Raw genomic sequence first — 23,063 nt, forward strand, 5'->3', positions numbered from 1 at the left:
CCGGCGGCCACCGCACACCATCGGAGTGCGCGCCGCCGGCGCCCGCGCGCTCGCCGTCGTCCTGATGTCGCTGGCGGCGGCGCTGGCCGGGGGCCGTTGGCAGAACGAGCACCACGCCTTCCTGATCATGCTCACCGCGGTGTGCGGGCTGCTCGTTCTCGGCGGCGGCGTCCTCGTGCTGCTGCTCGCGGCGGCGCTGCGGGCGTACTGGACCGCCGGTCTGGCCCTATTGCTCTGCCTGATGCAGACGGTATGGCTGCTGGGGTCGTGCCTGCGGGCGGGTGAGCAGGTGAGGCCGGCCGGTGGCACGAGCCTGCGGCTGCTCTCCGCCAATCTGCTGATCGGCAACTCCCGGATCGGCGAGCTCGCGACCCGGCTGCGGGACTCGGGCGCCGACGTGCTCATCCTGCAGGAGGTCACCGCTGAGCACCACGCCGTACTGAACGCCACCGGCCTCGCCGCGGTCTATCCGTACAGCGTCGCCGATCCGTTGCCGGGCTACCACGGCTCGGCGATCTTCTCGCGGTGGCCGCTGGCCGACGCGCGGGCGTTCGATGTCAGTGGCTTCCCGATGACCACCGCCACGATGACCGTCGCGGGTACCGCCCTGCGCGTGGTGAACGTTCACGTCGTCGCACCGTTGTCGGGTGAGAACGTCACCCGGTGGCGGGGTCAGCTGGCCGAACTCGCGCGGATGCGGCCCGCCGGGGACGGCGCCGGGATCCTGATCGGCGACTTCAACGCCACCGCCGATCATCGGGCCCTGCGGGCCCTCACCACGGCCGGCTGGCGGGACGCCGCACAAGAAGCCGGCACCGGCCTGGGCTTCACCTATCCCGCGTCCGGGTTTCCCGGCGTGCCGCTGCTGCGCATCGACCACGCCATGGTCTCCGAGCCGCTCACCGTGCTCACCGCCCGGACCCGGGAGAACCCGGGCAGTGACCATCACATGCTCGAGGTGACCGTCTCCGTCCCCGCGGCATCATGATCATTCCGTTCGAATTCCGGATCGGCATACAGCGTCAGGACCGCCGTCCTGTCGCGGGAGCCGGCCCGGACACCGTCCTCGCGCCCGTCCCGGACCGGGACTCCGGGACCGAACCGCAGGACGGGCCCCGGATCGAACCCGGACCCGGGTTCGTCCACCGTCACCAACTGCTGCTGGTCGCTCTCTGTCTGCTGGTGCTGTTCCACGGCGCCCTCCTGCTCAGTGGCAGCTACCAGCGCACCTACGACGCCTATGTGCACATCTTCATGGCCGACCACTACACCCGGGGCTGGTTCACCACCTGGGAGCCGCGCTGGTACACCGGATTCACCACGGTCAGCTACCCGCCCGGCAGCCACTACGTCATCGCCCTCCTCAGCTCCGTCGCCGGTCTGCGCGGCGGCTTCGTCATCGTGCAGATCTTCGCGCTGATCAACCTGACCGTCGGGGTGTACCGCTGGGCGCGCATCTGGGTGGACGAGAGAGCCGCCGGGTGGGCGTCGATCCTGCTGGTGGTCTCCTCCGCCATCGCGGAGACGGTGCACGTGTTCGGGCAGCTGCCGACCACCTTCTCGCTGGGTTTTCTGCTCAACTCGCTACCCTTCGCTTACCGATGGGTACGGTACGGCGCCGGCAGGCATCTGCTGCTCGGCATCTCCTGCACCGCCGCCACCACCGCCGGCCACCACGTGACGACCCTGTTCGGTGCGGTCTTCTTCGTGGGGCCGGTCCTGGTCGCCGCGCTGGTCGCCCAGATGCACATCCCGCTGGCCGACGAGCCGGAAGGGCACCTGAGCATGATCGGCCGCCGGTCGCTGTGGCCGACGATGGCACGCCGGCTGCGGCGCATCCTGCGACCGTTCCTCCGGACCGGCGTCTACGGCCTGCTGCTCATCAGCGCCCTGCTCATCGTGGTGCTGCCGTACTGGCTGTACTCGCACAGCGACCCGATCACCCAGGTGAGCATCCCGCACGCGAGCCGGGACGACTTCCTCGAGAACACCGCCGCCGGACTGGTGTTCTGGGTGGTTCCGTGGGGGACCACGGTGCTGGCCCTGCCGTACGCGCTGATCCGGGCCCTCACCTCCAGCGCCTGGCCGCTGGGGCTGTCGCTGGCGGCGCTCACCTTCCTGGGCACCGGCGGGACCACCCCGTATCCCCGGATGCTGCTCGGTGGCGCCTTCGACATCCTGACGCTCGACAGGTTCACGTTCTGGGCCACCATCTCCATCCTGCCGCTGGCCGGAGCGCTGGTCTCCAGTGTGGTGGGCGGCAGCGTGCGCGCCTGGCTGCTGCAGAACGTCGGGCGCAAGCTGGCCGGCGTGCTCCCGGTGTTGTTCGCGGTGACGCACCTCGCTTTCACCCTTTTCTCCGCCAGCCTCACCCATTACCGCCCTTTCCAGCCCAAGGCCATCGACCCGGGCCCGATCGTCGCGTTCATGGACAAGGACGAGCATTACCGGTGGCGGTACCTGCTGCTGGGCTTCGGGGATCAGATGGCCTGGGTCGGCGCCAACACCACCGCCGAGACGGTGGACGGCAACTACCACTCGGCGCGCAGGCTGCCGGAGCTCACCTCCCGGCCGGTCGAGCGGCTGGAGGGCGCGAAGTACTCCGGGCTGCCCGGCATCGGCAGCCTCCAGCAGTTCCTGGCCGTCCCGGAGCGGTACAACCTGAAGTACGTCATCAACAACGACGCGTTCTACGCGCCGCTGCTGCACTTCAGCGGCTGGCACGAGCTCAGCGCGCTGGAGAACGGCACGGTGGTGTGGGAACGCGCCAACGTCACGCCGCTGCGCACCGACCGGGAGCCCACGGAGGTGCCCGGCTGGCAGCGGCTGATGTGGGGCATCGCTCCGATCACCGCGCTCGTCACCGCGGGGATCCTGTTGCTCTGGGCCGCGTTCGGCGCCCGGACACCCCGGTGGTACGGGCGGCTGATCGCGCGATCGCACCGGTCACGGCGACGCGGCCGGCTGGTGAGCTGGGCCGACCGGCGCCTGGCCGCGGCCGCCGACCGGATCGGGCCGCGGCGCCGCTCCGCCGAGGATCGCTGGCAGCCGTTGCAGCCACTGCTGGAACGGCTGCGGCGCGAGGCCGGCGCGGCGGTCTCGGCCCAGCGACGGCGCCTGCAGGCCGGCACGGTCGTGGTGGTCCTGCTGACACTCGCGGGCGGCCTGGCATATCACTTCCGGCCGGCCTCTCCCGGCCCGGAACGCGTGGTCCGGGACTACTTCGATCATCTGGACTTCAACCGCCGGGAGGAGGCGTACGCCCTGCTCGACCCGCGCACCCGGCCGGCCTTCTCCGCCTATCAGTCGGTCCTCTCCCGCGACGGCGGACTGGTCGCGTCGTTCGGCAAACTCGACGACATCACCACCAGGGTCACCGGGGCCACGTCGGCCGGGACCACGGTCAGCGCCGTCCTCACCTTTCTGACCTCCCTGGAGGAGTTCCACATGACCAGGGAGATGCGGCTGCGGCGGCACGACGGCACATGGTGGATCGACCTGCCGCTGAGTACCGTGTACGAGCCGGCCGACGCGTTCACCGACCGCCCCATGGTGACGTTCCTGGAGCAGAGCCGGGAGACCAATGCCGCGCAGCGCCAGGACGGCACCGACGTCTCCGATGTCCCCGAGCTGGCTTTCCGGTCGGTCCGCTCGCTGCTGCTGGACAACCGGTGGGTGGCCGTCGGAGAGATCGTCAACGTGGACGTCGTCCCGGTCGACCTCACGGTCACCGCCCAGCTGCGGGACGCCGGGAACCGGCTGCTCGCCTCCTGGGACGCCGCCCAGGTGATGATTCACAAGCTGCTCCCGGGCGAGAGCTCGCCCTTTCGCATCGAGTTCCAGCTGATCGCCGGCACCGGCCAATACGGCACCGAGGTCGACGGGGGTGTGAAGGGCGACCCGGGCACCGCGACCGGGACTCCGTCCACCGGGCCCGCCACCTCCGCGGACACCAGCGCACCCGTCGAGTTCGACCCCGATCTGATCACCCCGCTCGTGCTGGCGGACGGTGCCGTACCGGCCCGGGCCGACCTGTACGCCCGCGGCTCGATAACATCCCGGGGCACCGCCCGGGGGCTCCAACTGTCACAACTGCGGGTGGAAGGCTCGGCCGGCGGCACCCACTTCCTGACCGGGCAGATGCGTAACGACATGCCCTTCGAGGCGGCGATCCCGCACCTGCTGCTGGCCTATCTGACAGCCGACGGCAAGGTCGGCTGGGTGGACCACGCCTACCTGCCCAACAGCATCGCCCCGCAGCGCCGGACATCGTTTCGGATTGCGGTCAGCGACGGCTCGCGGATACGGGACTCCGGATTGCCCACCCGCGGTTACGCCGGAACCCGGCCCGGACCGGCGCCGCGGAGGACCGCGCTCGTCGCGGCACCCCGCGGCAGCGGCTTCACCCGGATCCAGGTCTACGCGACCGCCTACGTCCGGGGTGGCAGGTGACGCGGCCCGGGCGGCACCGGGCCCGCCCGGCACGCCGATGGCCGGCCCGCCCCGTCGTCCTGGCGCTCGTCCTGACGACCGCGGTGACAGCCGGATGGCTCCTGAACCGGCGGGCCGACGACACGGACACCTCCGGATCCGGCGGCGCCGGTGCGGCGGCGCCCGTCCTCCGGCTGGAGATGCCGGAGCAGGCGCCGGCCGGCGAGCCGATGGACGTCCGGGTGCACGGCGCGCCGATCGGGGCCGACGTCTCCTTGATCAGTCTCGGCGGACTCGGCGCCACCACGGCGGAGTCGGTGTCCGGTGCCGCCGGCGCGCTGTTCCGTATCCCCTCGGCGGCGACGCGGTGGGCCGGCGCGCTCACCCTCGTGGCCCGCAGTGGCGCCGCGATCACGACCCGGACGGCCCGGATCGTGCCGGGCCAGGTCGCCGGGCCCCCCATCACCGTGGTCGGCCCCAAGTCGATCGTCGCGGACGGCACGGACATCGCCATGATGGTCAGCATCCCGGTCGACGCCTGGGGAAACGCCGGGCCGGACGGCACCGCGGTGACCATGACCCGCCGCCGCCCCGGCGGCGCCGTGGAACGCCGGAGCCTGACGACGTCCGGGCTGCTGGCCCATGCCGTCGTACGGTCCGGAACCAGGGCCGGCACCGGGGCGGTCGGGGTGTCGGCCGGCGGCGCCGCCGGGGTGACCGCCGGCGTGACCGAGGTGGCCGGGCCCCCCGCGCCCTTCACCCTCGGCACCGTCGGCGTGGTACCGGCCGCCGACGGCCGCTCGCTGCTGCGGGTGCGCACCTCGACGCTGTACGACCGGTACGGCAACGTGCAGCCCAACGGCACCGGCGTACGGCTGATTCTCGACGGGGCCGACGGGAACGGCGAGGCCTCGGGATACACCGTGGGCGGCCGGGCGGACTTCACGCTCGAGGCGCCGGCCCGGGCCGGCCGTATCCGGCTGCGCGCGGAATGCCGGGGCACCACGACGGCCGGTCCGCTGCTCGTCACGTTCCCCGCCGTACGGCCGCGCATCCCGGTGATCGCGGCCCGGGACTCCGCCGGGATGACCGTACGGGTCGGCCCGGTCACCGATAGTCTGGGTGGGCTGCTGGTGGACGGCACACCCGTAACGGTGACCGTGACCGGCGGTGATGGTGGCCGGGTCGACGGCAGCGGTCAGCTGATCGGCGGCAGCGTCACCGTCACCGTCAGCACCGACGGCCTCGACGGCCCCCTGCGGATCCGCACCACCGTGCTCGGCGTCTCCGCACGACAGGAGCTGGCATGATCCAGCGCCACCGCCTCAAACGGATCCTGGTCCACGTCATCGTGGTGACGAGTGTGGCGGGGGCTCTGGGTGTGCTCGCCCTCGCCGGCCGGCTCTCCGCCTGGAACCAGCCGACCGGTTCCACCACCGTGGTACCGGAGGTCGCCCGGCTGCCCGAGGCCGCCGATCGGCTGGTGACCTGGAACGCGGACCGCTGGGACGGCGCGCGCCGGCTCGAGCCCGCCACCCGGGTTCTCATCGAGGCCGCGTACGTGCGGGCCTGGGCAGCCATCGGGAGATACCAGTCGACGGGCGCCGGCGGGCCGGTGGCCGACGCGTTCACCGGGCCGGCCCGGGACGCGGTGCTGGGCCTGCCCAGCGGCTCAGTGGCCACGTGGGCGCTCGCCCACCGGCTCACGCTGGACTTCTACGCTCTCGACGGCGGCACGGTCGCCGTCGAGGACACCGGCGCCCAGGTCGTCCGCTCGGTGATCAGCGGGGGTTCGGCCACCGTGACCGACGCGCGCGAGTCCTACCGGGTGGTGCTGGTCAATCAGGGCGGGGTGTGGCGGGTCCAGCAGTTCCGCCGTGCCGGCGCCGGCGTCGCCACGGTGGTCGGGGCGAACGGCGCGGACGGTGTCGCCGTGCTGCCGTCGCCGGAACGGCAGCGTGCGGCCCGGACCGTACCGCAGCTCAACGGCACCAGCTACCACCTCGATCTCACCGCGGGCGACGGCGACGCGCGGATGGACGCCGATCTCGCGGCGGTACGCGAACTCGGCCTCGACACGGTCCGCCTTCCCCTGCCGTACACCGTCCTGGGCGCCCGATCCCCCCGGAAGGACCTGTTGCAGCGGGTGCACCGGTTCCTCGACCTCGCCGCCGCGCGGCGGGTACGCGTGGTTCCGGCCCTGTTCGCCGGCCTCCCGGCACCGACCGTGGACCTCTGGGCGGCCACCGACCTGCACCTGCGCGGCGTCGTCGAGGCGCTCGGCAGGCACCGCGCCATCGTGCTCTGGGACCTCGCCGACCGGCCGGGCGCACCGGAGACCGGGAGCGCCGCCGACGTCCGGGCGAAGGCCTGGATCCTGCACAACGTGATGCTGATGCGCCGGATCGCTCCTTCCGCGCCGGTCACGGTCTCCTGGCCGGATCCGGGGACGGGCGGCAACGAGACACTGAACTCCCTGCTGGACGTGGTGTCGCTGGCCTGGACCGGGGACCGGGCCGCGCTGCCGGCCGCGCTGGCGGCCGCCGCCGGGGCGGCTGCCGGGCGGCCGGTGGTGCTCTCCCGGTACGGCATCGACACCTACAACAGCGTCTTCCCCGGCGGGCACACCGAGCAGGAGCAGGCCTACGACCTGGCACAGACCCGGATCATCGCCGAGCGCAACGGGTTACGTGGTGTGGTCTTCGCCGCGCTGCGGGACGGGCCGGTGGATGCCACGGCGAGCCGGCTGCCGTGGCGGGCCGGCGCGCAGCGTTCCGCCGGCCTGCTCCGCGACGACGGCACGGCCAAACCGGCGGCAGCCCTCGCCGGGTCCGTCTCCGGTCTGGAGACCGTGACCGCCCCCTCGTTCGGCGCGGCTGCCGTGCGCAAGCCCTTCTGGTGGGCGGTGACGGCAGCCGGCGCCGTGGCGGTCGCGGCCGGGTCGTCGCGGCTGGTCCGGCGGCGGCCGGCCGGCCGCGGCAGCCGGTCCCGAACGGCAACCGAACGGAACGCAGAACTGCCCCCCTACCTGCCGATCATTTCTGATGAGGCGGTCGCCCGAGGCCACCGGAGAGGAAAGCGATGGGCTACGCGGCACGCGCGCTCGTGGAGGCGATAGCCTTGCCCGCGGCGCTGGTGGACCCCTCCGGACGGGTCCTCGCCGCGAACGCCCGGTGGTCGGCGCTCGGCGGGCCGCGCAGCGTCCACAGCCGGGAGGGCCTGATCTTCCCTCCGGCGGATCAGGAGTGCGGCGCGCACGAGCGGCTGGCCGACGCGATCAGCGCCGGTACCGCGCGGGAGCAGGCGCTCACCGTGCGCTGTGGCTGCGACCGGGAGGCGGTCCGGACCGTACGGGTCGCCGATGTCGCCACCCTGCAGGGAGGACTGCACCGGCTCGTCACCACGGAGGTGGTGCGGACCGACGAGGTCAACCGGGAGAGGCTGGAGTTCCTGGCGCTGCTGAGCCATGAGGTCCGCACGCCGGTGACCGCTGTCGTGGGGATGGTCGAGGTCCTCCGGGCGATGACCCTGCCGCAGGACATCCGCGAGGTGGTCGACGGCGTCCACCGGTCCACCCACGCTCTGCAGTCGATCACCAGTGATCTGATCGACCTCGCCCGGCTCGAGACGGGCCAGCTGGATCTCGACATCCGGCCGGTCCCGTTGCGGCCCCTGCTGGAGGACGTCATCGAACCCCTCCAGGAGCAGGCCCGGCAGAAGGCCCTGTTGCTGCTCGCCGCGGTGGAACCCGGCATGCCGGAGGCCATGTGGAGCGACCCGGACCGGATCCGCCAGGTGCTGACGAATCTGGTGAGCAATGCCGTCAAGTTCACCGACCGGGGTGAGGTGGTCGTCACGGCGCGGCAGGACGCGGGCCAGGTCGTGCTCACGGTACGTGACACCGGTCCCGGTTTCGCCGAGGAGGACCAGCGACGGATCTTCACGCCGTTCGTTCAGATCGACCCGTCGGCGGCACGGCGCCACGAGGGCGCCGGTATCGGCCTGACCATCGCGGCCCGGATCGTCGAGCGGATGGGCGGCACGATCGAGGTCGACTCGCTGCAGGGTCAGGGCTCGGAGTTCCGGGTACGGATCCCGTTGCGGACCGCGGCCGTGGCCGGCGACGAGCACGAGCCCGAGCCCCTGGCCGGACGGCGGATCATCGTGGTCGCGCCGTCGCCGTACTCCGCACGGGCACTGGACTGGCTGCTCACCTCGGCGGGCGCGACCGTCACCGGCGCGGACATGGCGACCGTGCTGCGCGGTGTCCCGGACGCCGACATCGTGCTGTGGTGCGACGACACGCACGATCCCGAGGTCGGGGACAGGATGCGGGCGATCGAGGCAGCGGTCGGCGCGAACGGGCGTACCGTGATGATCAGTACGACCGATCCGCGCCGCGGGCTGTTCCGCGGCGGCAACATCCTGACCGCGCCGCTGTTGCGGCAGCGGCTGGTGGCGACGCTCAACCGTGAGCGCACCGGAGTGCGGGGCGCTCCGGTGCTACCGCCCGCGCTGCCCGGCGGCCGGGTGTTGCTCGCCGAGGACAACGAGGTCAACCGCGGGGTGCTGGCTCGGATGATCACACTGCTGGATGTCGAGTGCCACGCGGTGGCCGACGGCGCCGCGGCCGTCGCGGCGGTACTGACCGGCACGCACTACGACGTGGTCCTGATGGACCTGCAGATGCCGAACGTCGACGGGATGACGGCGACCCGGCGGATCCGCGACGCCGGGCTCCGGACCCCGATCATCGCGCTGACCGCCACCGCGCTGCGCGGGGTGGAGGACCGCTGCCGAGAGGCCGGGATGGACGGCGTGCTCAGCAAACCGATCACGCTGGCGTTGCTGCGGCAGGGCCTGGAACCGTATCTCGAGGACCCGTCCGGACAGCGGGCGCCGGCCGGCCCCCCGGAACGGGAGATCGCCCGGCCGGGCATGCCGGCGCCGGCGCTCCTGGACGCGGCACGACTGCACGATCTCGAGGAACAGCTGAGCGACCGGCCGCTGATGATGGCGACCGTCCGCGCCTATCTCGACCAGGTGGGCCCCCGTCGTGCGGAACTCGCCGCGGCGGTGCGCTCGGAAGACCTGTCGTCGGTGGCGCTCACCGCACACACCTGGAAGTCCTCGAGCGCGCTGCTGGGCGCCGACGCCCTGGCGCAGGCCTGCGCCAGGCTCGAGGAACGGGCGATGGCCGGAGCCTCCGGCGGCGAGCTGCGCAGACTGTTCGAAGAGCTGGAAGGCACGGTCGACGGCACGGCCGTGGCTCTCTCCGGATATCTTGGCGATGGGGAGCAAGGCAGCTGACATGAGACATCCGAGGAACACCACCACGTCAGCCGTTCTCGCGCCGAACGGCGAACAGGCGCCGAGCAGGTCCTCGGCCGAACCGGGCAAGGACACCGCGGACGGCCCGGCATCCATGCTGTCCCGCAGCGTACGCAAGCGGCTCGCCTTCACCACGGCCCGGCCCGGCCGCCGCCGAACGCCCGCCGCGGTCGGCCGGCTGAGGACCGCCAACGCCGCGCTGCGCGCCGAGAACCGGGCGCTGCTCTCGTCCCTGCAACGGTTCCAGGAGTTCGCGGGCGAGGTGAGTCATGACCTCAAGACCCCGCTGATCGCCATCCTGGGCTATGCGGAACTGCTGAACCACCTCGACTCACGACAGCTCGAGGCGGAGGAGTACCACGGCCTGCTGGGGCAGATCATCTCCGGAGCCGAGCGCATGCGGGAGGTCATCGACAACGTCCTGCAATCCCTGTCGAACCGCGACGAGATCACCGTTCAGCCGATCGACCTGGGGGCGCTCGCCACCGAGTCCGCCCGGGAGTGCCGGGACCGTTTCGGGACGGCGCCTTCCCCGTCGAAACCGCAGATCACGGTCGATCGGCTGCCTCCGGCGTTCGCCGACGCGGTCATGATTCGCCGGGTCTTCGACAACCTGCTCGGCAACGCGGTCAAATACGTACGGCCGGGGCAGGTCGCGCGGGTCCACGTCTCCGGCCGGACGGAGACCGGCGGCTGGGTCCGCGTCGACGTCACGGACAACGGCATCGGTATCCCGGACGGCCAGCACGAACTGGTCTTCGCCGGCCGGTACCGGGCCCATGCCGACGCCGGATATCCCGGCACCGGCCTGGGACTGGCGATCTGCCGCAAGATCATCGAGATGCATGGCGGGCTCATCATCGCCGAACCCGCGGAGACGGGCGGAACCCGTGTCTGGTTCACCCTGCCGGACCTCGAACCGGCCGGACCGCCCACCCTGAAGCAGCACCACCACAGCCGGTGACGGCCACAAGACATCAACGGGAGACGAAGACCATGGCAGCTCTGAAGCACCTCGACAGCCTCTCCGGGGAGTCCGATCTCACCGACCCGGACCGGCTGCTGGCCGTGGCCGAGTACCTCGACTCGGACAAGGCCAACTCCGCCGCGCTGGAGCAGTTCACCCTGGGACTGGCCAAGGTCACCGGCAGCAGGATCGCCGCCGTCACCCTGGTCCTCGACGACCACGTCCTGGTGACCGGGACGCACGGGACGGGCGACTGGATCCTGAAGGCCGGTTCCTACGAGGCCGACCGGACGCCGTCCTCAGCGGTGATCCGCACGGGCCGTTCTCTGGTGATCCCCGACCTGTCCCAGGATCCTCAGTACCGGGACTGCCCGATGGTCGTCGACGACCGGATCCGGTCGTACGTCGGAGCGCCGCTCATGACCATCCGCCGCTCCGTCATCGGGTCGGTGTGCCTGCTGGACCGGGAGCCCGGCGTCTACGTCGAATCACACCGGAGCATCCTCGAGCACCTGGCCCGGTACGCCGCGACCCAGTTGCGCATCGGCGACTGAGGAGACCGGGCAGGTGCCGTCCGGCTCGACGGCGCATGACCACCCCACCTTTTGCGGGTGGGGTGGTGGTGGCGCCGCCCGGGGTGCGGGCGGCGATGGTGAACGCCGCGGTCAGGTCGCGGTGTCCGGTGTCGGGGCAGTGCGGGCAGGTGAGAGTCCTGCCGCGGGGTTTGGGGACGGGCCGGTGGCAGGCGGGACAGGTCGCGGAACTGCCCCGCTCGTCGACCAGGTGTACCCGGATCCCGGCCAGGGCGGCTTCGTCCTGCAGGATCTGCCTCCTCGGCTCGGGGCTCGGGCGGCGGTGGCCCGGCGGCGGGCTCTGGTGTCGGCCAGGTGCATGCGGTGTTCGGCGCGGACCGGCACCTCCACTCGCATCCTAGGCATACGACCAGTTCATAAGAGACTCCAGGTGCGAGACAAGCGCGGAAGCCGGTGAACGTTCGTGGACAACGCACTAGCATGGGTCCCCGTGGGATACACGGTGTTTCCGTCGGGCCGCCTCCACCTACCGGCGACGGACGACGCCGCTGCCGTCACTGCCGCCAAGGCGGCCTGGGCCGGTCGGCCACACGGGCCCGACTTCGAGCGCTGGGCGCCCAGCGACACCCTGGAAGACGTCGCGTGGGTAGCGGCGGCGGCGATCACCCGCGACGGGAGCTGGATCGAGTTCGGCCACGACGACGAGGGCGACCCGAAGTGGAGCGACCACGCCACCGCCTTCTACGTCGCGATCGCGCCGTTCGTGCGCGAGGGCGTCGTCGTCATCGAAGGCGAGGACGGCGCGCGCTGGTCGTACAGGTACTCCGGCGGGCAGGTCGCCCAGGCGGGTGTGAACGGGTGGGACTCGTCGAGTGAGCCGTTCGGTGAACCGGTGTACGGCCCTCCGCCGGCCTGAAAGAATGTCGGATTCACGTACTTCATGCGGTAACGCACGCCCCTCGGCTCAGCAGCGGCCAGGTGTGGGTGTTCGGGTTCGGGGTATGCGGCCGGGACGGAAGGGCACCGTGGAACAGCAGTGGTGCTGGGATCGACAGCGACCGGGCGGAAGGCGGATCGGTGACGGCCGAAAATCAGGAGACCGCGCTGTGCCAGGTCGGCGAGGCTGTCGAGCGTTCCGGCGTGTATCTGCATTTCGTACCGCAGCCGACCCCGCTGGAAGCGTGCTGGTACACGGTCGGCCTGACCGGCCACGGGCATCCTGAGCTGATCCTGTTCGGGCTTCCCCCTGACATCTCGCGGCCTGCGCTGCGGGCCGTTGCCGATGAGATCATCGCGGGCCGGCGGGCATTCGCCGCCGGCCAACACGCTGACGACGTGATCGAGGGTCACCAGGTCCGATTCATCGCCGTGACCGAGCCGGACCGTCACCTTCCCGTGGCCGCGCAGTTCTACGCCGCCTCCGGTGCCGCCGTAGAGGCATTGCAGATCGTCTGGCCGGACCGGTACCACCGCTGGCCCTGGCAGCCCGGCACACACGTGGAGGACATGCCGGTGCTCGGCGCCGAGTAGGAACACCGATCCGGTGCATGCGTCACCTCTCGGGCCGGCTACGCCCCGGGCCCGGCGGCGACCGTGCGGACGGCGCCGTCGTACTGGGTGCGGCGGAAGACGAACGGACCGAAGTCGCCGTAGTCGCGGGTGGGGCGGAACGGCTGGGTGAAACCGCGCCAGAGGATCAGGTCGCCGTCGGTGACGATCCGGGCCTCCAAGGGCCAGCAGCCGACCTCGCCGCAGTCGCAGCCGAGCAGGGCGGTCATGCCGCGTTCCGCCCGGCCGGTCAGGTAGGTGGTGAGGTCACCGGCGTTGACGTGGTCCAGGATCAGGCCGGCGTATGTCCCCGGCACGTCGAAACCGGCGGCGCGCTCGTAACCCGCGACCAGGTCGATCAGGCTGACGTCGTCGACGAAGGCGAGCAGTTCGCGGGCCGGGTCCGGTGGGCCGCCCCACGGGCGGATCTCGAAACGGACGCGGCGGACGGGCGGGACGATGGGCACCCGGCCAGGGTGCGCCCCGGCAGGCGCTTGATCAAGGCCTTTATGTTGGGGCGGTGACAACCAGGAGAATGCTCGCCGTCGCTCTCGCCGCCGTGCTCGGGGTGGGTGGCTGCGCGAAAGCCGGCACCAGCCCCGAGACCGCGCCGACCGGTGACGCCAAGGAGGCGCTGCTGAAGTCGGCGGACGCGCTGAGGACGGGCAGCTACTCGTTCAGCCGGACCGGGGCCTATCTGCTCCAGGATCTGCAGCGCGGTGACGTCCACCTGCCGGACGGGGTGCTGCTGCAGCACGAGCAGCGGGCGGTGATGCGCGTCGGCGACGCCGTCTACCTGCGGTATTTCCTGTACGGCAACGCGGAGCTGCGCGACCAGTACATGACGTTGTACAAGCAGCACGGCGCCACGGCGGCCCAGCTCAAGGACTTCACGACGATGAACGCGCTGCTGGACGGCAAGCGGTGGGTGCGCGCCGACGGGAAGAAGCTGACGGCGGCGGCGGAGATCGACGAGCAGAGCGGCCTGGACGCCATGACGCCGCTGCCGAAACCCGGGGAACACGACGTGCCGAAGGTGGGCGCGCTGCTCACGGCGGTGACGACGGCGGCGCGGACCGGCGACACGATCACCGGGACGCTCGACGCCACCAAGGTCGACCCGGACGCGAACCTGCTGTTCAGCGATCCCACCTACCTGTACGGCCCGGCGGCGAAGACCATGTCGTACCAGGCGGTGCTGGACGGGCAGGGGCGGCTGACCGAGTTCACCGTGACGATGCCGAGTCAGCTCGCGTCCGAGCCGGCCGACGGTCACCAGCCGGAGCCGCCGCTGGTCATCAAGATCTCGGGGTACGGCGAGACGGCCGCCCCCACCGCCCCGAAGGACGCGCCGGAACTGCAGCAGTCCGCGTACGAGGTGCTGTCCCGCGACATCGACTGACCGGCGTGTGGATTTCGGGCGCGCATAGCGGCCGAAATCCACACGCCTGGTTTCAGAACAGGGCGACCGACTCGTCGAGCCGGTCCCGGGTCCAGGACAGTTGCCCGGGATCGGTGACGGCGCGGAAGTCCGTCTCGATCGCCATGATCAGCGTGAGGTACAGGTTGTAGAGCTTGCGGCGCAGCAGTTCACCGGGGGTGGACGGGGTGTGACCGTAACCGCGGGCGAACCCCGCCGGGTCGCCGAACGACGGCTGCACGGTCGCGGTGAAACCGGCCTCGATCAGCGGGTCGCCCCAGAGGGCCCGCTCGTGGTCGATGATCGCGACGATCCGGCCGCCGCGGACCAGGGCGTTGTTGTCCCACAGGTCCCATTCGACGAACCGGGGCTCGGTCACCTCGTCCAGGCAGGCGGCGTGCGCGCTGACGAGCGTACGCAGCAAGCCGTAATCGTGACCCACAGCGACGCCGCGCCGTTCGCCGTCGTCGAGGACGCCGCCGATCAGGCGGGTGAAGGCCTGCCGCCAGGTGGGCTCGCCGGGGCCGGTCAGCGGGCCGAACGCGGGGCCGCGGACGGCGTTGAGCTCCCGGGTGACCGCGCCGAGTTGCGCCTGATAGGAGTCACGCTCGGTGGCGGTGAGGGTGTCGCGGAGCATGCCGAGGTTGTCCGCGTCGACGTAGGACATGGTGAACCAGTCGGCGTCGCACAGGTCATGGCTGGTGTCGGCGAAGTGCACGTCCGGCACGGGCACCGCGGTGCGCTCGCGGATCAGGCGCAGCGCGGCCAGCTCGGTGGCCATCGCGCCGCGCTCGTAGGCCATCACCTCGACCCCGGCCGGTGGCGCGATCTTGAGGACGATCCGGTCGCCGGAGCGCAGCCGGATCCGGTAGGCGACGTTGAACCAGCCGTGCCCCAGCTCCTCGACGGAGTCCGGGACCTGGCCGTAGGCGCGCTCGACCATCGCCCGCAGCGTCCCGGTCGTCTGCCGGTTCTTGGTGAGGCTCTCCATCGGCGCGAGGGATCAGCCGGCGATACGGGGCGGGCGGTTCTCGTACGGCGTGGACAGCACCACCGTCGTCCGGGTGGTGACGTTCGCCGCCGTCCGGATGTCCTGCAGGAGCCGTTCCAGATCGGCGGGGCTCTTCACCCGTACCAGAAGCATGTAGAAGTCCTCCCCCGCCACCGAATAGCAGGAGTCGATCTCGGAGAGGTGGGCCAGCCGGTCCGGGGCGTCGTCGGGCTGCGACGGATCGAACGGGCGGATCGCCACGAACGCCGTCAACGGCAGGTCCAGGGCCTCGTACGAGACCCTGGCCGTGTAGCCGTTGATGACGCCGCGCTGTTCGAGCCGGCGAACCCGCTGGTGAACGGCGGAGACACTCAGGCCCACCCGCTCGGCCAGGTCGGTGTACGACAACCGCCCGTCCGCCGTCAGGGCCGACACGATCGCCTGGTCGATCTCTTCCACACCGGTGACATTACTGCTCGTTCAGTCACGCGTGTGGGGCCGCCCACCGCGCGTCTCAGCCGGCGGTCATCGAACGGGCGATCACCAGGCGCTGGATCTGGTTGGTGCCCTCGACGATCTGCAGCACCTTCGCCTCCCGGAACCAGCGTTCCACCGGGTGGTCGGCGGAGTAGCCGTAGCCGCCGAGGATCTGCACGGCGTCGGTGGTCACCGTCATGGCCATGTCGGTGGCGAACAGTTTCGCCTTCGCCGCCTCGATCGAGAACGGGCGGCCGGCGTCCTTCAGCCGGGCCGCGGCCAGCAGCAGCGCGCGGGCCGCGGAGACCTGGGTGGCCATGTCGGCGAGCATGAACCCGAGACCCTGGAACGAGGCGATCGGCTTGCCGAACTGCTCGCGCTCCTTCGCGTAGTTCGTGGCGTAGTCGACGGCGGCCTGGGCCAGTCCGACAGCGCACGCGGCGATGCCGAGCCGGCCCGCGTCGAGGGCCTTCATGGCGATGGCGAAACCCTGGTTCTCCGCGCCGACCAGACGATCCTTCGGAATCCGGGCGTCCTCCAGGACGATCTGGGCGGGCGCCGACGAGCGCAGGCCCATCAGCCGTTCCGGGGCCTGCGGGAGGAGGCCGGGGGTGGCGGCGTCGGCGAGGAGGCACGAGATGCCGCGGGCGCCGGGCTCACCCGTACGGCAGAAGATGTTGTAGAAATCGGCCCGCCCACCGTGCGTGATCCAGGCCTTCGTGCCGTTGACGACGAAGTCGCCGCCGTCGGCGACCGCGCGGGTGGCCAGGGCCGCCGCGTCGCTTCCGCCTTGCGGCTCGGAGAGGGCGTACGCCCCGAGCAGCTCGCCGCCGAGCATCTCCGGCAACAGTTTGCGCTGCTCGGGCGTGCCGTAGGAGGCCACCGGGAAACAGGAGAGGGTGTGCACGCTGACCGCCTCGGCGATGCCCAGCCAGGTGCCCGCCAGGATCTCCAGGACCTGGAGATAGACCTCGTACGGCTGGGCGCCGCCGCCGTCGGCCTCGGGGTAGGGCAGGCCGAGCAGCCCGGAACGGCCCAGCGTGCGAAGGATCTCGCGGGGGAACTCGCCCCGCGCCTCGAAGTCGTCGACCTTGCCGGCGAGCTCTCGGGTGGCGAGCTCGGTGGTGAGGTCGAGCAGGTCGTGTGCCTCCGGGGTGGGAAGCAGTCGGTCCACGGTCATGCCGTCAGCTTAACGAGCGTTCAACCCAGATCGCAGTATGTGACCCGTGCCCTTGCGTTTTCGATGGTCTTTTCGTCGAATATGCCCGGTGACGTTACGTTGGTTCCGGCCCGGGTACCTCACCCGGCAATCCGGCACGCCCCTCGCGGGCCTCGCATTCGTGGCCGTCGACTTCGAGACCACCGGTCTGGACCCCGCCACCGACCGGATCGCCGAGATCGCCGCCTGCCGGTTCACCGCCGACGGAACCATCCTCGACGAATACGCGACCCGCGTCGACCCGGTCACCGCCGACGTCACCGCCACCAGCGAGTTCCACGGCCTCACCACCGCCGCCGTCACCGGCGCCCCGGTCTTCGCCGACGCCTGGCCGGAACTGTCCCGGATGATGTCCGGCGCCGTCGTCGTCGCGCACAACCTCACCTTCGAGGACGCGTTCCTGCGCGCCGAGCTCGGCCGCATCGGCGTCGGCCTGGCCGGCCGGGTGCCCGGGATCTGCACGATGGTCGCCTCGTGGTCGCACTTCCGCAGCCCGTCCTACCGGCAGGAGATGGTGTTCCGGACCCTCACCGGGATGGCGCCGGAGGACGCGCACACGGCGCTCGGCGACGTCCGGAACCTGTCGGCGATCATCGCCGGCTTCCGCCGCCGCCTGCCGGGGCTGAGCTACTCCGGTCCCGCGCCGTGCGCTCTGCCCGTGCTTCCACGACCGGGGCTGATGTACGCGAGACCGATCGTCAAACGCTCCCTGCAGTGGAACAGCCTGCCGCAGTCGTCGGCGCGGTACCCGCTGTCCGGCGAGTCGTTCCGCTCCGGGACGCTGCGGCTGCTGGAGAGCGGGCGCCGGGAGGACCTGGCCGGGCTCATGGGGGAAGCCGGGGTCGGCGCGGAACAGTTCGCCCGAACCCTCGCCACCACGATCGCCGGCCTGATCGCTGACGGTAAACCGGCGTGGGACGACGGGGTCCGTGCCGTCCTCGACGATCTGATGGAGTGGATGGGGTCGGCGGAGTTCGCGACGATCCTGACCGGCGGGATCGCCGAGCAGGCCGGCACCCCGGAGGTCACGGCCTGGGCGGCCCGGCAACGCGCGCGGCACGGGACGTCACTGCCCGTTCCGATCGGTGTGCCCAGCAGTGACAACCCGCCGTTCGACCGGATCGACCCGGAACTGCCGCCGGACTGGCGCTGGACCACCGGCCAGTTCTCACCGTCCCCGGCTCCCCCGCCGGCCACTCCGGGGTCCCGCGACGTCCGCCGTCGCCGCCGTCTCGTGGTCGCCGCCGTCGCGATCACCGCGGCCGTGCTGTGGGTGCTCCGCCACCCGCCGCGGCGGCGGCCCGGCCGGGCAGGGTGACGAAAGACGTGAGGCTGCCGCAGCCGGCCGGGCTCAGGCGCTCGGGGTTATCAGGCCGGTCTCGTAGGCGAGGATGACGGCCTGGGCACGGTCACGCAGGTCGAGTTTGGCGAAGATGCGGGCGACGTGGGTCTTGACCGTCGCCTCGCTCAGGGTCAGGGCCGCGGCCAGCTCCGTGTTGGACAGGCCCCGGCCGAGCATGGTCAGGACCTCCAGCTCGCGAGGGGTCAGGGCGGTCAGGTCGCGGTGCAGGGCCGGGGTCTCGTCGTCGGCCGCGAACCGCTGCACCAGGCGGCGGGTGATCGACGGGGCGAGCAGGGCGTCACCGGTGCCGACCAGCCGGACCGCCGCGGCCAGATGGTCGGCCGTCACGTCCTTGAGCAGGAACCCGCTGGCGCCGGCGGTCAATGCGGCGTACACATACCGGTCCAGGTCGAACGTGGTCAGCATGAGGATCCGGCAGTCGCGGGTGCGGGCCAGGATCCGCTTGGTGGCCTCGATGCCGTCCATGCCGGGCATCCGGATGTCCATCAGCACCACGTCGGGACGCAGCCGCCGCTCGGCCTCGACCGCGGCGGCCCCGTCCCCGGCCTCCCCGACGACGTCGATGCCGCGGGCGTTGAGGATCATCCGGAACCCGGTCCTGATCAACTCCTGATCATCGACGATCAGCACTCGCGAACCCGGCTCGCCCGGTGCGGCGCGGCCACCTCGCCGATCCGCGACATCGCTCATCGCGCGTCCAGAGGGAGACGGGCGCGGACCCGGTAACCGCCACCGAGACGGCGCCGCGCGTCGATGTCACCGCCGTAGACGGCCACCCGCTCCCGCAGCCCCGTCAGCCCACGCCCGGTCCCCCGGTCCGCGTCGCCGGACAGGCCGCGCGGGGACGGGGACGGCGGGTCGTCGCTCGTCAGGACACTCGGGCCGGTGGTCAGGATCTCGACGCGCAGGGCGTGGTCGGCGTAGCGGATGGTCACCTCGGCCTTGCCGCCGGAACCGTGTTTCAGGGCGTTGGTCAGGGCCTCCTGGACGATGCGGAACGCGGTGACGTCGATGCCGGTCGGCAGGGGCCGGGGAGCGCCCGCGACCCGCACCTCGACCGGCAGGCCGGCGAACGCGATCCGGTCCACCAGCGGGCCGAGCCGGGTCAGGGTGGGCTGGGGAGCGAAACCCGAACCGTCCTCGTCGTCGTCCTCGCCGTCGGCGGCCGGGGCCAGCACGCCGAGCAGATGCCGCAGCTCGGTCATGGTGTCGCGGCCCGCGCGCTCGACCGCGGCGAGCGCCGCGCCCGCCTCGTCCGGCATCGTGGCCAGGACCTCGCGGGCCGCGCCCGCCTGCACGATCATCACGCTGACGTTGTGGCTGACGATGTCGTGCAGCTCGCGGGCGATCCGCGCCCGCTCCTCACCGACGGCGGCCCGCGCCGCGGTCTCCCGCTCGCGTTCCAGCAGCCAGCCGCGCTCGCCCAGCGCCCGCTCGTGCCGCTGCCGCGCCCGGCGCAGCGCGAACCCGAGCCCGGCGGCGGCCAGGCAGGCCACCACGAGCGCCACGACGAGCATCAACGTTCCCACGGACGAAACAGTGCCAGAAACCGATGGCCGGCCGCATCATCCCGTGGTCGGTCGCCGGTACATCCGCGGTATGACGACCACGGTCCGATTCCATCCGGCAGCCGATGCGGTTCCCTTGAGGACGTCCGTAGCGTGCAGCGACATGACGACAGAGACGGTGGTGCGCCTCGATGGTGTGCGCAAGGAGTACGGCGAGACGGCCGCCCTGGACGGTGTCTCCCTCGAGATCCGCCGGGGCGAGGCCGTGGCCGTGATGGGCCCGTCCGGCTGTGGCAAGTCGACGCTGCTCAACATGGTCGCCGGCCTGGACCGGCCGACCTCCGGGGAGGTGACCGTGCACGGTGAGCGCCTGGACCGGATGTCCGAGACGAGGCTGGCCCTGTTCCGGCGGCACCACCTCGGCATGATCTTCCAGTTCTTCAATCTGCTCGACGATCTGTCCGCCCTGGACAACGTGGCGCTGGCCGCCCAGCTGACCGGCTCGTCGGCGGCCACCGCCCGGCGCCGCGCGCTGGAGCTCTTCGACGAGCTGGGCATCGCCGACCGGCGCGACGTCTATCCGGCCGCCCTGTCCGGCGGGGAGCGGCAGCGCGTCGCGGTGGCCCGCGCGCTGATGAACCGGCCGGCCCTGCTGCTGGCCGACGAGCCGACCGGCGCTCTCGACAGCAGGGCCGGCGAGCAGGTGATGGATCTGCTGATCGACCTCAACCAGATCGGCCAGACGCTGCTGATCGTGACCCACGACGAGCGGCTGGCACACCGCTGCGCCAGCCGCCTGATCGAGTTCGCCGACGGGCGGATCGCCACCGAGTCCGTGCTGGACCGGGTGTGAGCGCCGTGTGGGCGGCCGCGCGGGCCGCGGTCCGCCGGCGGCGGCTGCAGACGTTCGTGATCGGGCTGGTGGCGGTCCTCTGCACGGCGACCGTGGTGGTGTCGCTGGCGCTGCTGGACGCCATGTCCGCACCGTTCGACCGGGTCTTCGCCGAGCAGCGGGGCGCGCACGCGGTGGCGGCGTTCGACCGGTCGCTGGTCACCGACGCGCAGCTGACGGCGGCGCGCGCCGGGGTGGCCGCGTCGGCGGGCCCGTTCGCGCAGGCGACGGTCACCCTGGAGAGCGACGATCCGGGCCCGTGGCTGCGCGGGCCGTTGCGGGTCGTCGGGCGGGACACGCCGGACGGTGACGTGGACCGCCTCGACGTCTGGCAGGGCCGGTGGCCGGCCGGCCCGGGTGAGATCGTGCTCAACGCGGTGCCGGAGGACGGGGAGCGGTTCGCGATGGGTCCGCTGTCGTCGGTCAGCGCGGTCACCGTCGGCGGGACGTCGCTGCGGGTGGTCGGCTGGGCCTGGAGCGTCAGCGCCTCCGCCGACGCCTGGGCGACTCCGGCGCAGGTGGCGGAGCTGGATCCGGCCGGCACCCAGATGCTCTACCGGTTCTCCGGCGACGTCGCGAGCCGGGAGGCGGTGCAGCAACGGCTGTCCGGGGTGACCACGGGGCTGCCCGGCCGGTCGCTGCTCGCCGCCCAGCCCTACCAGGTGATGAAGGAGGACGCCGCCGAGACCGCGGGTGTCTATCTGCCGTTCCTGGGGCCGTTCGGGGTGCTCGGCCTGCTGGTCGCCGTGATCATCGTGGGAAACGTGGTGAGCGGCGCGGTGGTCTCCGGGTTCCGGCACATCGGGGTGCTCAAGTCGCTCGGGTTCACGCCGCGGCAGGTGGTCGCGGTCTATCTGACGATGGTGTCGGTGCCGGCGGTCACCGGCGCGGCGATCGGCACGGCTCTCGGCGTGGCCGGGGCGGATCCGCTGCTGAGCGACACGTTCCGCGGCCTGGGTTACGGCGAGGCCGGCGTGCCGGTCTGGGTGTGGGCGGCCGGGCTGCTCGGCGTGCCGGGGCTGGTGCTGCTGACCGCGCTGGTTCCGGCCCGGCGGGCGGGCCGGCTGTCGGCGGCGGCGGCGATCAGCGCGGGCAGCGCTCCGCGGCGCGGTCGCGGTCTGCGCGTGCAGCGCGCCTTGAGCGGTACGCGCCTGCCCCGCTCGGTCAGTCTCGGGCTGGGCCTGCCGTTCGCCCGGCCGGCGCGGACCGCGCTGACCATGGCGTCGCTGCTGCTCGGGGTGATCACGGTGACGTTCGCGACCGGTCTGTCCGACTCGGTCCTGCGGGTCGCCGCCCTGGGCGCCGAGGCGGGCGGGGACATCGGGGTCCGTCCCGGCAATCCCGACTTCAACGAGCCGATGAGCACCCGCACCCACCAGGAGGTCGAGGCGCTGCTCCGCGGCCTGCCGGGCACGGAGAAGATCGGCATCTCGGTGACCCGGAGCTATGCGATGGCGGGGCAGAGCGATCCGGTCCGGGTCGACTTCGTCCGCGGTGACGTGGCGGCGATGGGCCACGAGAAGCAGCTCATCGAGGGCCGGTGGATGGCCGCGCCGGGTGAGGTGGTGGCGCCCACCGAGATGGCGAACAAGCGCGGCCTGGAGGTCGGCGACACGATCACCCTGGAGGTGGCCGGCGAGCGGACCACGGCCACCCTGGTCGGGGTGACGATGATGGGGCTGCCCGGCTCCGGTGACGACGCGCTGTTCGCGCCGTGGCAGGAGGTTCCGGGGGCCACCCCGGACGACTACTACTACCAGGTGGAGGTGGCCGGCGGGACGGATCTCACGGCGTACATGGACGCGATACGGGCCGCCGATCCCGGCCTGTCGCCGTGGGACAACAGCGGCGGGGACGACCTGACGCCGGTGGTGACCACGTTCTCCACGGTGCTGGCGCTGCTGCTGGCCACGGTGGCGGCGCTCGGGGTGCTCAACACGGTCGCACTCAACGTCCTGGACCGACGCCGTGACCTGGGGATGCTCAAGTCGATCGGGATGACGCCAGGCCAGGTGATCACGATGCTGGTGACGTCGATGGCGGCGCTCGGCGTCATCGGGGGCCTGCTCGGCATCCCGTTCGGCCTGGCCGCGCACCGGCTGGTCGTTCCGATGGCCGCCGACTCCGCCAAGATCACCCTGCCGGCCTCGGTGATGGACGTGTGGAGCCCGGTCACGCTCGCCCTGATGGTGCTCTGCGGGGTGCTGATCGCGGTGCTGGGCGCCCTGCTGCCGGCCCGGTCCGCGGCCCGCCTGACGATCGCGCGGGTGCTGCACAACGAGTGACCGGCGGCTGCGGCCCGGCCCGGCGGCCGGGCCGCAGCGGAGCCGGCGAGAAGCAGGAGGAAAAGGGCGGGAAGCGGAACGGCGGGAAACCGGAACGG

General features: G+C 72.0%; 20 protein-coding genes. 13 read left to right on the plus strand and 7 right to left on the minus strand.

The annotated features are described in order from the left end of the window. Positions 1 to 25 precede the first annotated feature (25 nt). The 7 genes from ACZ3II_RS31315 to ACZ3II_RS31345 are packed head-to-tail and all read left to right on the plus strand — an operon-like array spanning position 26 to position 11,283. The gene (locus ACZ3II_RS31315; protein ID WP_465522002.1) at positions 26 to 988 is read left to right on the plus strand and encodes an endonuclease/exonuclease/phosphatase family protein; all 963 of its coding nucleotides are present in this window, start codon (positions 26 to 28) and stop codon (positions 986 to 988) included. Continuing rightward, positions 985 to 4,452, plus strand: coding sequence for a hypothetical protein (locus tag ACZ3II_RS31320; protein WP_465522004.1), 3,468 nt, complete (start codon positions 985 to 987; stop codon positions 4,450 to 4,452). The genes ACZ3II_RS31315 and ACZ3II_RS31320 overlap by 4 nt, the downstream gene beginning before the upstream one ends. Beyond that, entirely contained in the window at positions 4,449 to 5,741 is a 1,293-nt protein-coding gene (locus ACZ3II_RS31325; RefSeq protein WP_465522006.1) for a hypothetical protein, read from the plus strand. The genes ACZ3II_RS31320 and ACZ3II_RS31325 overlap by 4 nt, the downstream gene beginning before the upstream one ends. Then, positions 5,738 to 7,549 (plus strand): hypothetical protein, encoded by a 1,812-nt coding sequence (locus tag ACZ3II_RS31330; RefSeq protein WP_465522008.1) that lies wholly within the window; start codon positions 5,738 to 5,740, stop codon positions 7,547 to 7,549. The genes ACZ3II_RS31325 and ACZ3II_RS31330 overlap by 4 nt, the downstream gene beginning before the upstream one ends. Then, the gene (locus ACZ3II_RS31335) at positions 7,513 to 9,741 is read left to right on the plus strand and encodes an ATP-binding protein (RefSeq protein WP_465522010.1); all 2,229 of its coding nucleotides are present in this window, start codon (positions 7,513 to 7,515) and stop codon (positions 9,739 to 9,741) included. The genes ACZ3II_RS31330 and ACZ3II_RS31335 overlap by 37 nt, the downstream gene beginning before the upstream one ends. A gap of 1 nt (position 9,742) precedes the next feature. Continuing rightward, positions 9,743 to 10,726, plus strand: coding sequence for a sensor histidine kinase (locus tag ACZ3II_RS31340; RefSeq protein WP_465522012.1), 984 nt, complete (start codon positions 9,743 to 9,745; stop codon positions 10,724 to 10,726). Between the two features lie 32 nt (positions 10,727 to 10,758). Then, the gene (locus ACZ3II_RS31345; RefSeq protein WP_465522014.1) at positions 10,759 to 11,283 is read left to right on the plus strand and encodes a GAF domain-containing protein; all 525 of its coding nucleotides are present in this window, start codon (positions 10,759 to 10,761) and stop codon (positions 11,281 to 11,283) included. Here ACZ3II_RS31345 and ACZ3II_RS31350 read toward each other — a convergent pair. After that, positions 11,168 to 11,554, minus strand: coding sequence for a zinc ribbon domain-containing protein (locus ACZ3II_RS31350; RefSeq protein WP_465522078.1), 387 nt, complete (start codon positions 11,552 to 11,554; stop codon positions 11,168 to 11,170). The two genes, ACZ3II_RS31345 and ACZ3II_RS31350, sit on opposite strands and share 116 nt — an antisense overlap. 198 nt (positions 11,555 to 11,752) lie before the next feature. On the opposite strand from ACZ3II_RS31350, the gene ACZ3II_RS31355 reads away from it, so the two are divergent. Further along, positions 11,753 to 12,178 (plus strand): hypothetical protein, encoded by a 426-nt coding sequence (locus ACZ3II_RS31355; RefSeq protein WP_465522016.1) that lies wholly within the window; start codon positions 11,753 to 11,755, stop codon positions 12,176 to 12,178. 62 nt (positions 12,179 to 12,240) lie between these two features. Next, entirely contained in the window at positions 12,241 to 12,792 is a 552-nt protein-coding gene (locus tag ACZ3II_RS31360) for a DUF4262 domain-containing protein (RefSeq protein WP_465522018.1), read from the plus strand. 38 nt (positions 12,793 to 12,830) lie between these two features. Here the strand turns inward: ACZ3II_RS31360 and ACZ3II_RS31365 are convergent, their stop codons facing one another. Further along, on the minus strand, positions 12,831 to 13,277 hold the full coding sequence (locus ACZ3II_RS31365) for a hypothetical protein (RefSeq protein WP_465522020.1): 447 nt from the start codon (positions 13,275 to 13,277) through the stop codon (positions 12,831 to 12,833). Positions 13,278 to 13,330: 53 nt separating this feature from the next. On the opposite strand from ACZ3II_RS31365, the gene ACZ3II_RS31370 reads away from it, so the two are divergent. Further along, positions 13,331 to 14,212 carry a hypothetical protein gene (locus ACZ3II_RS31370; protein ID WP_465522022.1) on the plus strand — a complete coding sequence of 294 codons (882 nt, stop codon included), beginning with the start codon at positions 13,331 to 13,333 and terminating at the stop codon, positions 14,210 to 14,212. Positions 14,213 to 14,264: 52 nt separating this feature from the next. Here ACZ3II_RS31370 and ACZ3II_RS31375 read toward each other — a convergent pair whose 3' ends face one another. Genes ACZ3II_RS31375 through ACZ3II_RS31385 form a run of 3 tightly spaced genes read right to left on the minus strand, consistent with a single transcriptional unit; the run spans position 14,265 to position 16,878 of the window. Then, positions 14,265 to 15,221, minus strand: a complete 957-nt coding sequence (locus tag ACZ3II_RS31375; RefSeq protein ID WP_465522024.1) for a phosphotransferase family protein — start codon at positions 15,219 to 15,221, stop codon at positions 14,265 to 14,267. 12 nt (positions 15,222 to 15,233) lie between these two features. Then, on the minus strand, positions 15,234 to 15,680 hold the full coding sequence (locus ACZ3II_RS31380) for an Lrp/AsnC family transcriptional regulator (RefSeq protein WP_465522026.1): 447 nt from the start codon (positions 15,678 to 15,680) through the stop codon (positions 15,234 to 15,236). Positions 15,681 to 15,735: 55 nt separating this feature from the next. Then, positions 15,736 to 16,878: an acyl-CoA dehydrogenase family protein gene (locus ACZ3II_RS31385; protein ID WP_465522028.1), complete on the minus strand. Its 1,143-nt coding sequence runs from the start codon at positions 16,876 to 16,878 to the stop codon at positions 15,736 to 15,738. Positions 16,879 to 16,966: 88 nt separating this feature from the next. On the opposite strand from ACZ3II_RS31385, the gene ACZ3II_RS31390 reads away from it, so the two are divergent. Then, positions 16,967 to 18,235, plus strand: a complete 1,269-nt coding sequence (locus ACZ3II_RS31390; RefSeq protein WP_465522030.1) for a 3'-5' exonuclease — start codon at positions 16,967 to 16,969, stop codon at positions 18,233 to 18,235. Positions 18,236 to 18,268: 33 nt separating this feature from the next. Here ACZ3II_RS31390 and ACZ3II_RS31395 read toward each other — a convergent pair whose 3' ends face one another. Beyond that, entirely contained in the window at positions 18,269 to 18,970 is a 702-nt protein-coding gene (locus ACZ3II_RS31395; protein ID WP_465522032.1) for a response regulator, read from the minus strand. After that, positions 18,967 to 19,797 carry a sensor histidine kinase gene (locus tag ACZ3II_RS31400; protein ID WP_465522080.1) on the minus strand — a complete coding sequence of 277 codons (831 nt, stop codon included), beginning with the start codon at positions 19,795 to 19,797 and terminating at the stop codon, positions 18,967 to 18,969. The genes ACZ3II_RS31395 and ACZ3II_RS31400 overlap by 4 nt, the downstream gene beginning before the upstream one ends. 154 nt (positions 19,798 to 19,951) lie before the next feature. On the opposite strand from ACZ3II_RS31400, the gene ACZ3II_RS31405 reads away from it, so the two are divergent. After that, the gene (locus tag ACZ3II_RS31405; protein ID WP_465522034.1) at positions 19,952 to 20,641 is read left to right on the plus strand and encodes an ABC transporter ATP-binding protein; all 690 of its coding nucleotides are present in this window, start codon (positions 19,952 to 19,954) and stop codon (positions 20,639 to 20,641) included. Continuing rightward, complete coding sequence (locus ACZ3II_RS31410; RefSeq protein ID WP_465522036.1) at positions 20,638 to 22,965, plus strand: ABC transporter permease; 2,328 nt, start codon at positions 20,638 to 20,640, stop codon at positions 22,963 to 22,965. The genes ACZ3II_RS31405 and ACZ3II_RS31410 overlap by 4 nt, the downstream gene beginning before the upstream one ends. Positions 22,966 to 23,063 lie beyond the last annotated feature (98 nt).

This window comes from Actinoplanes sp. NPDC019969, from assembly GCF_055562375.1.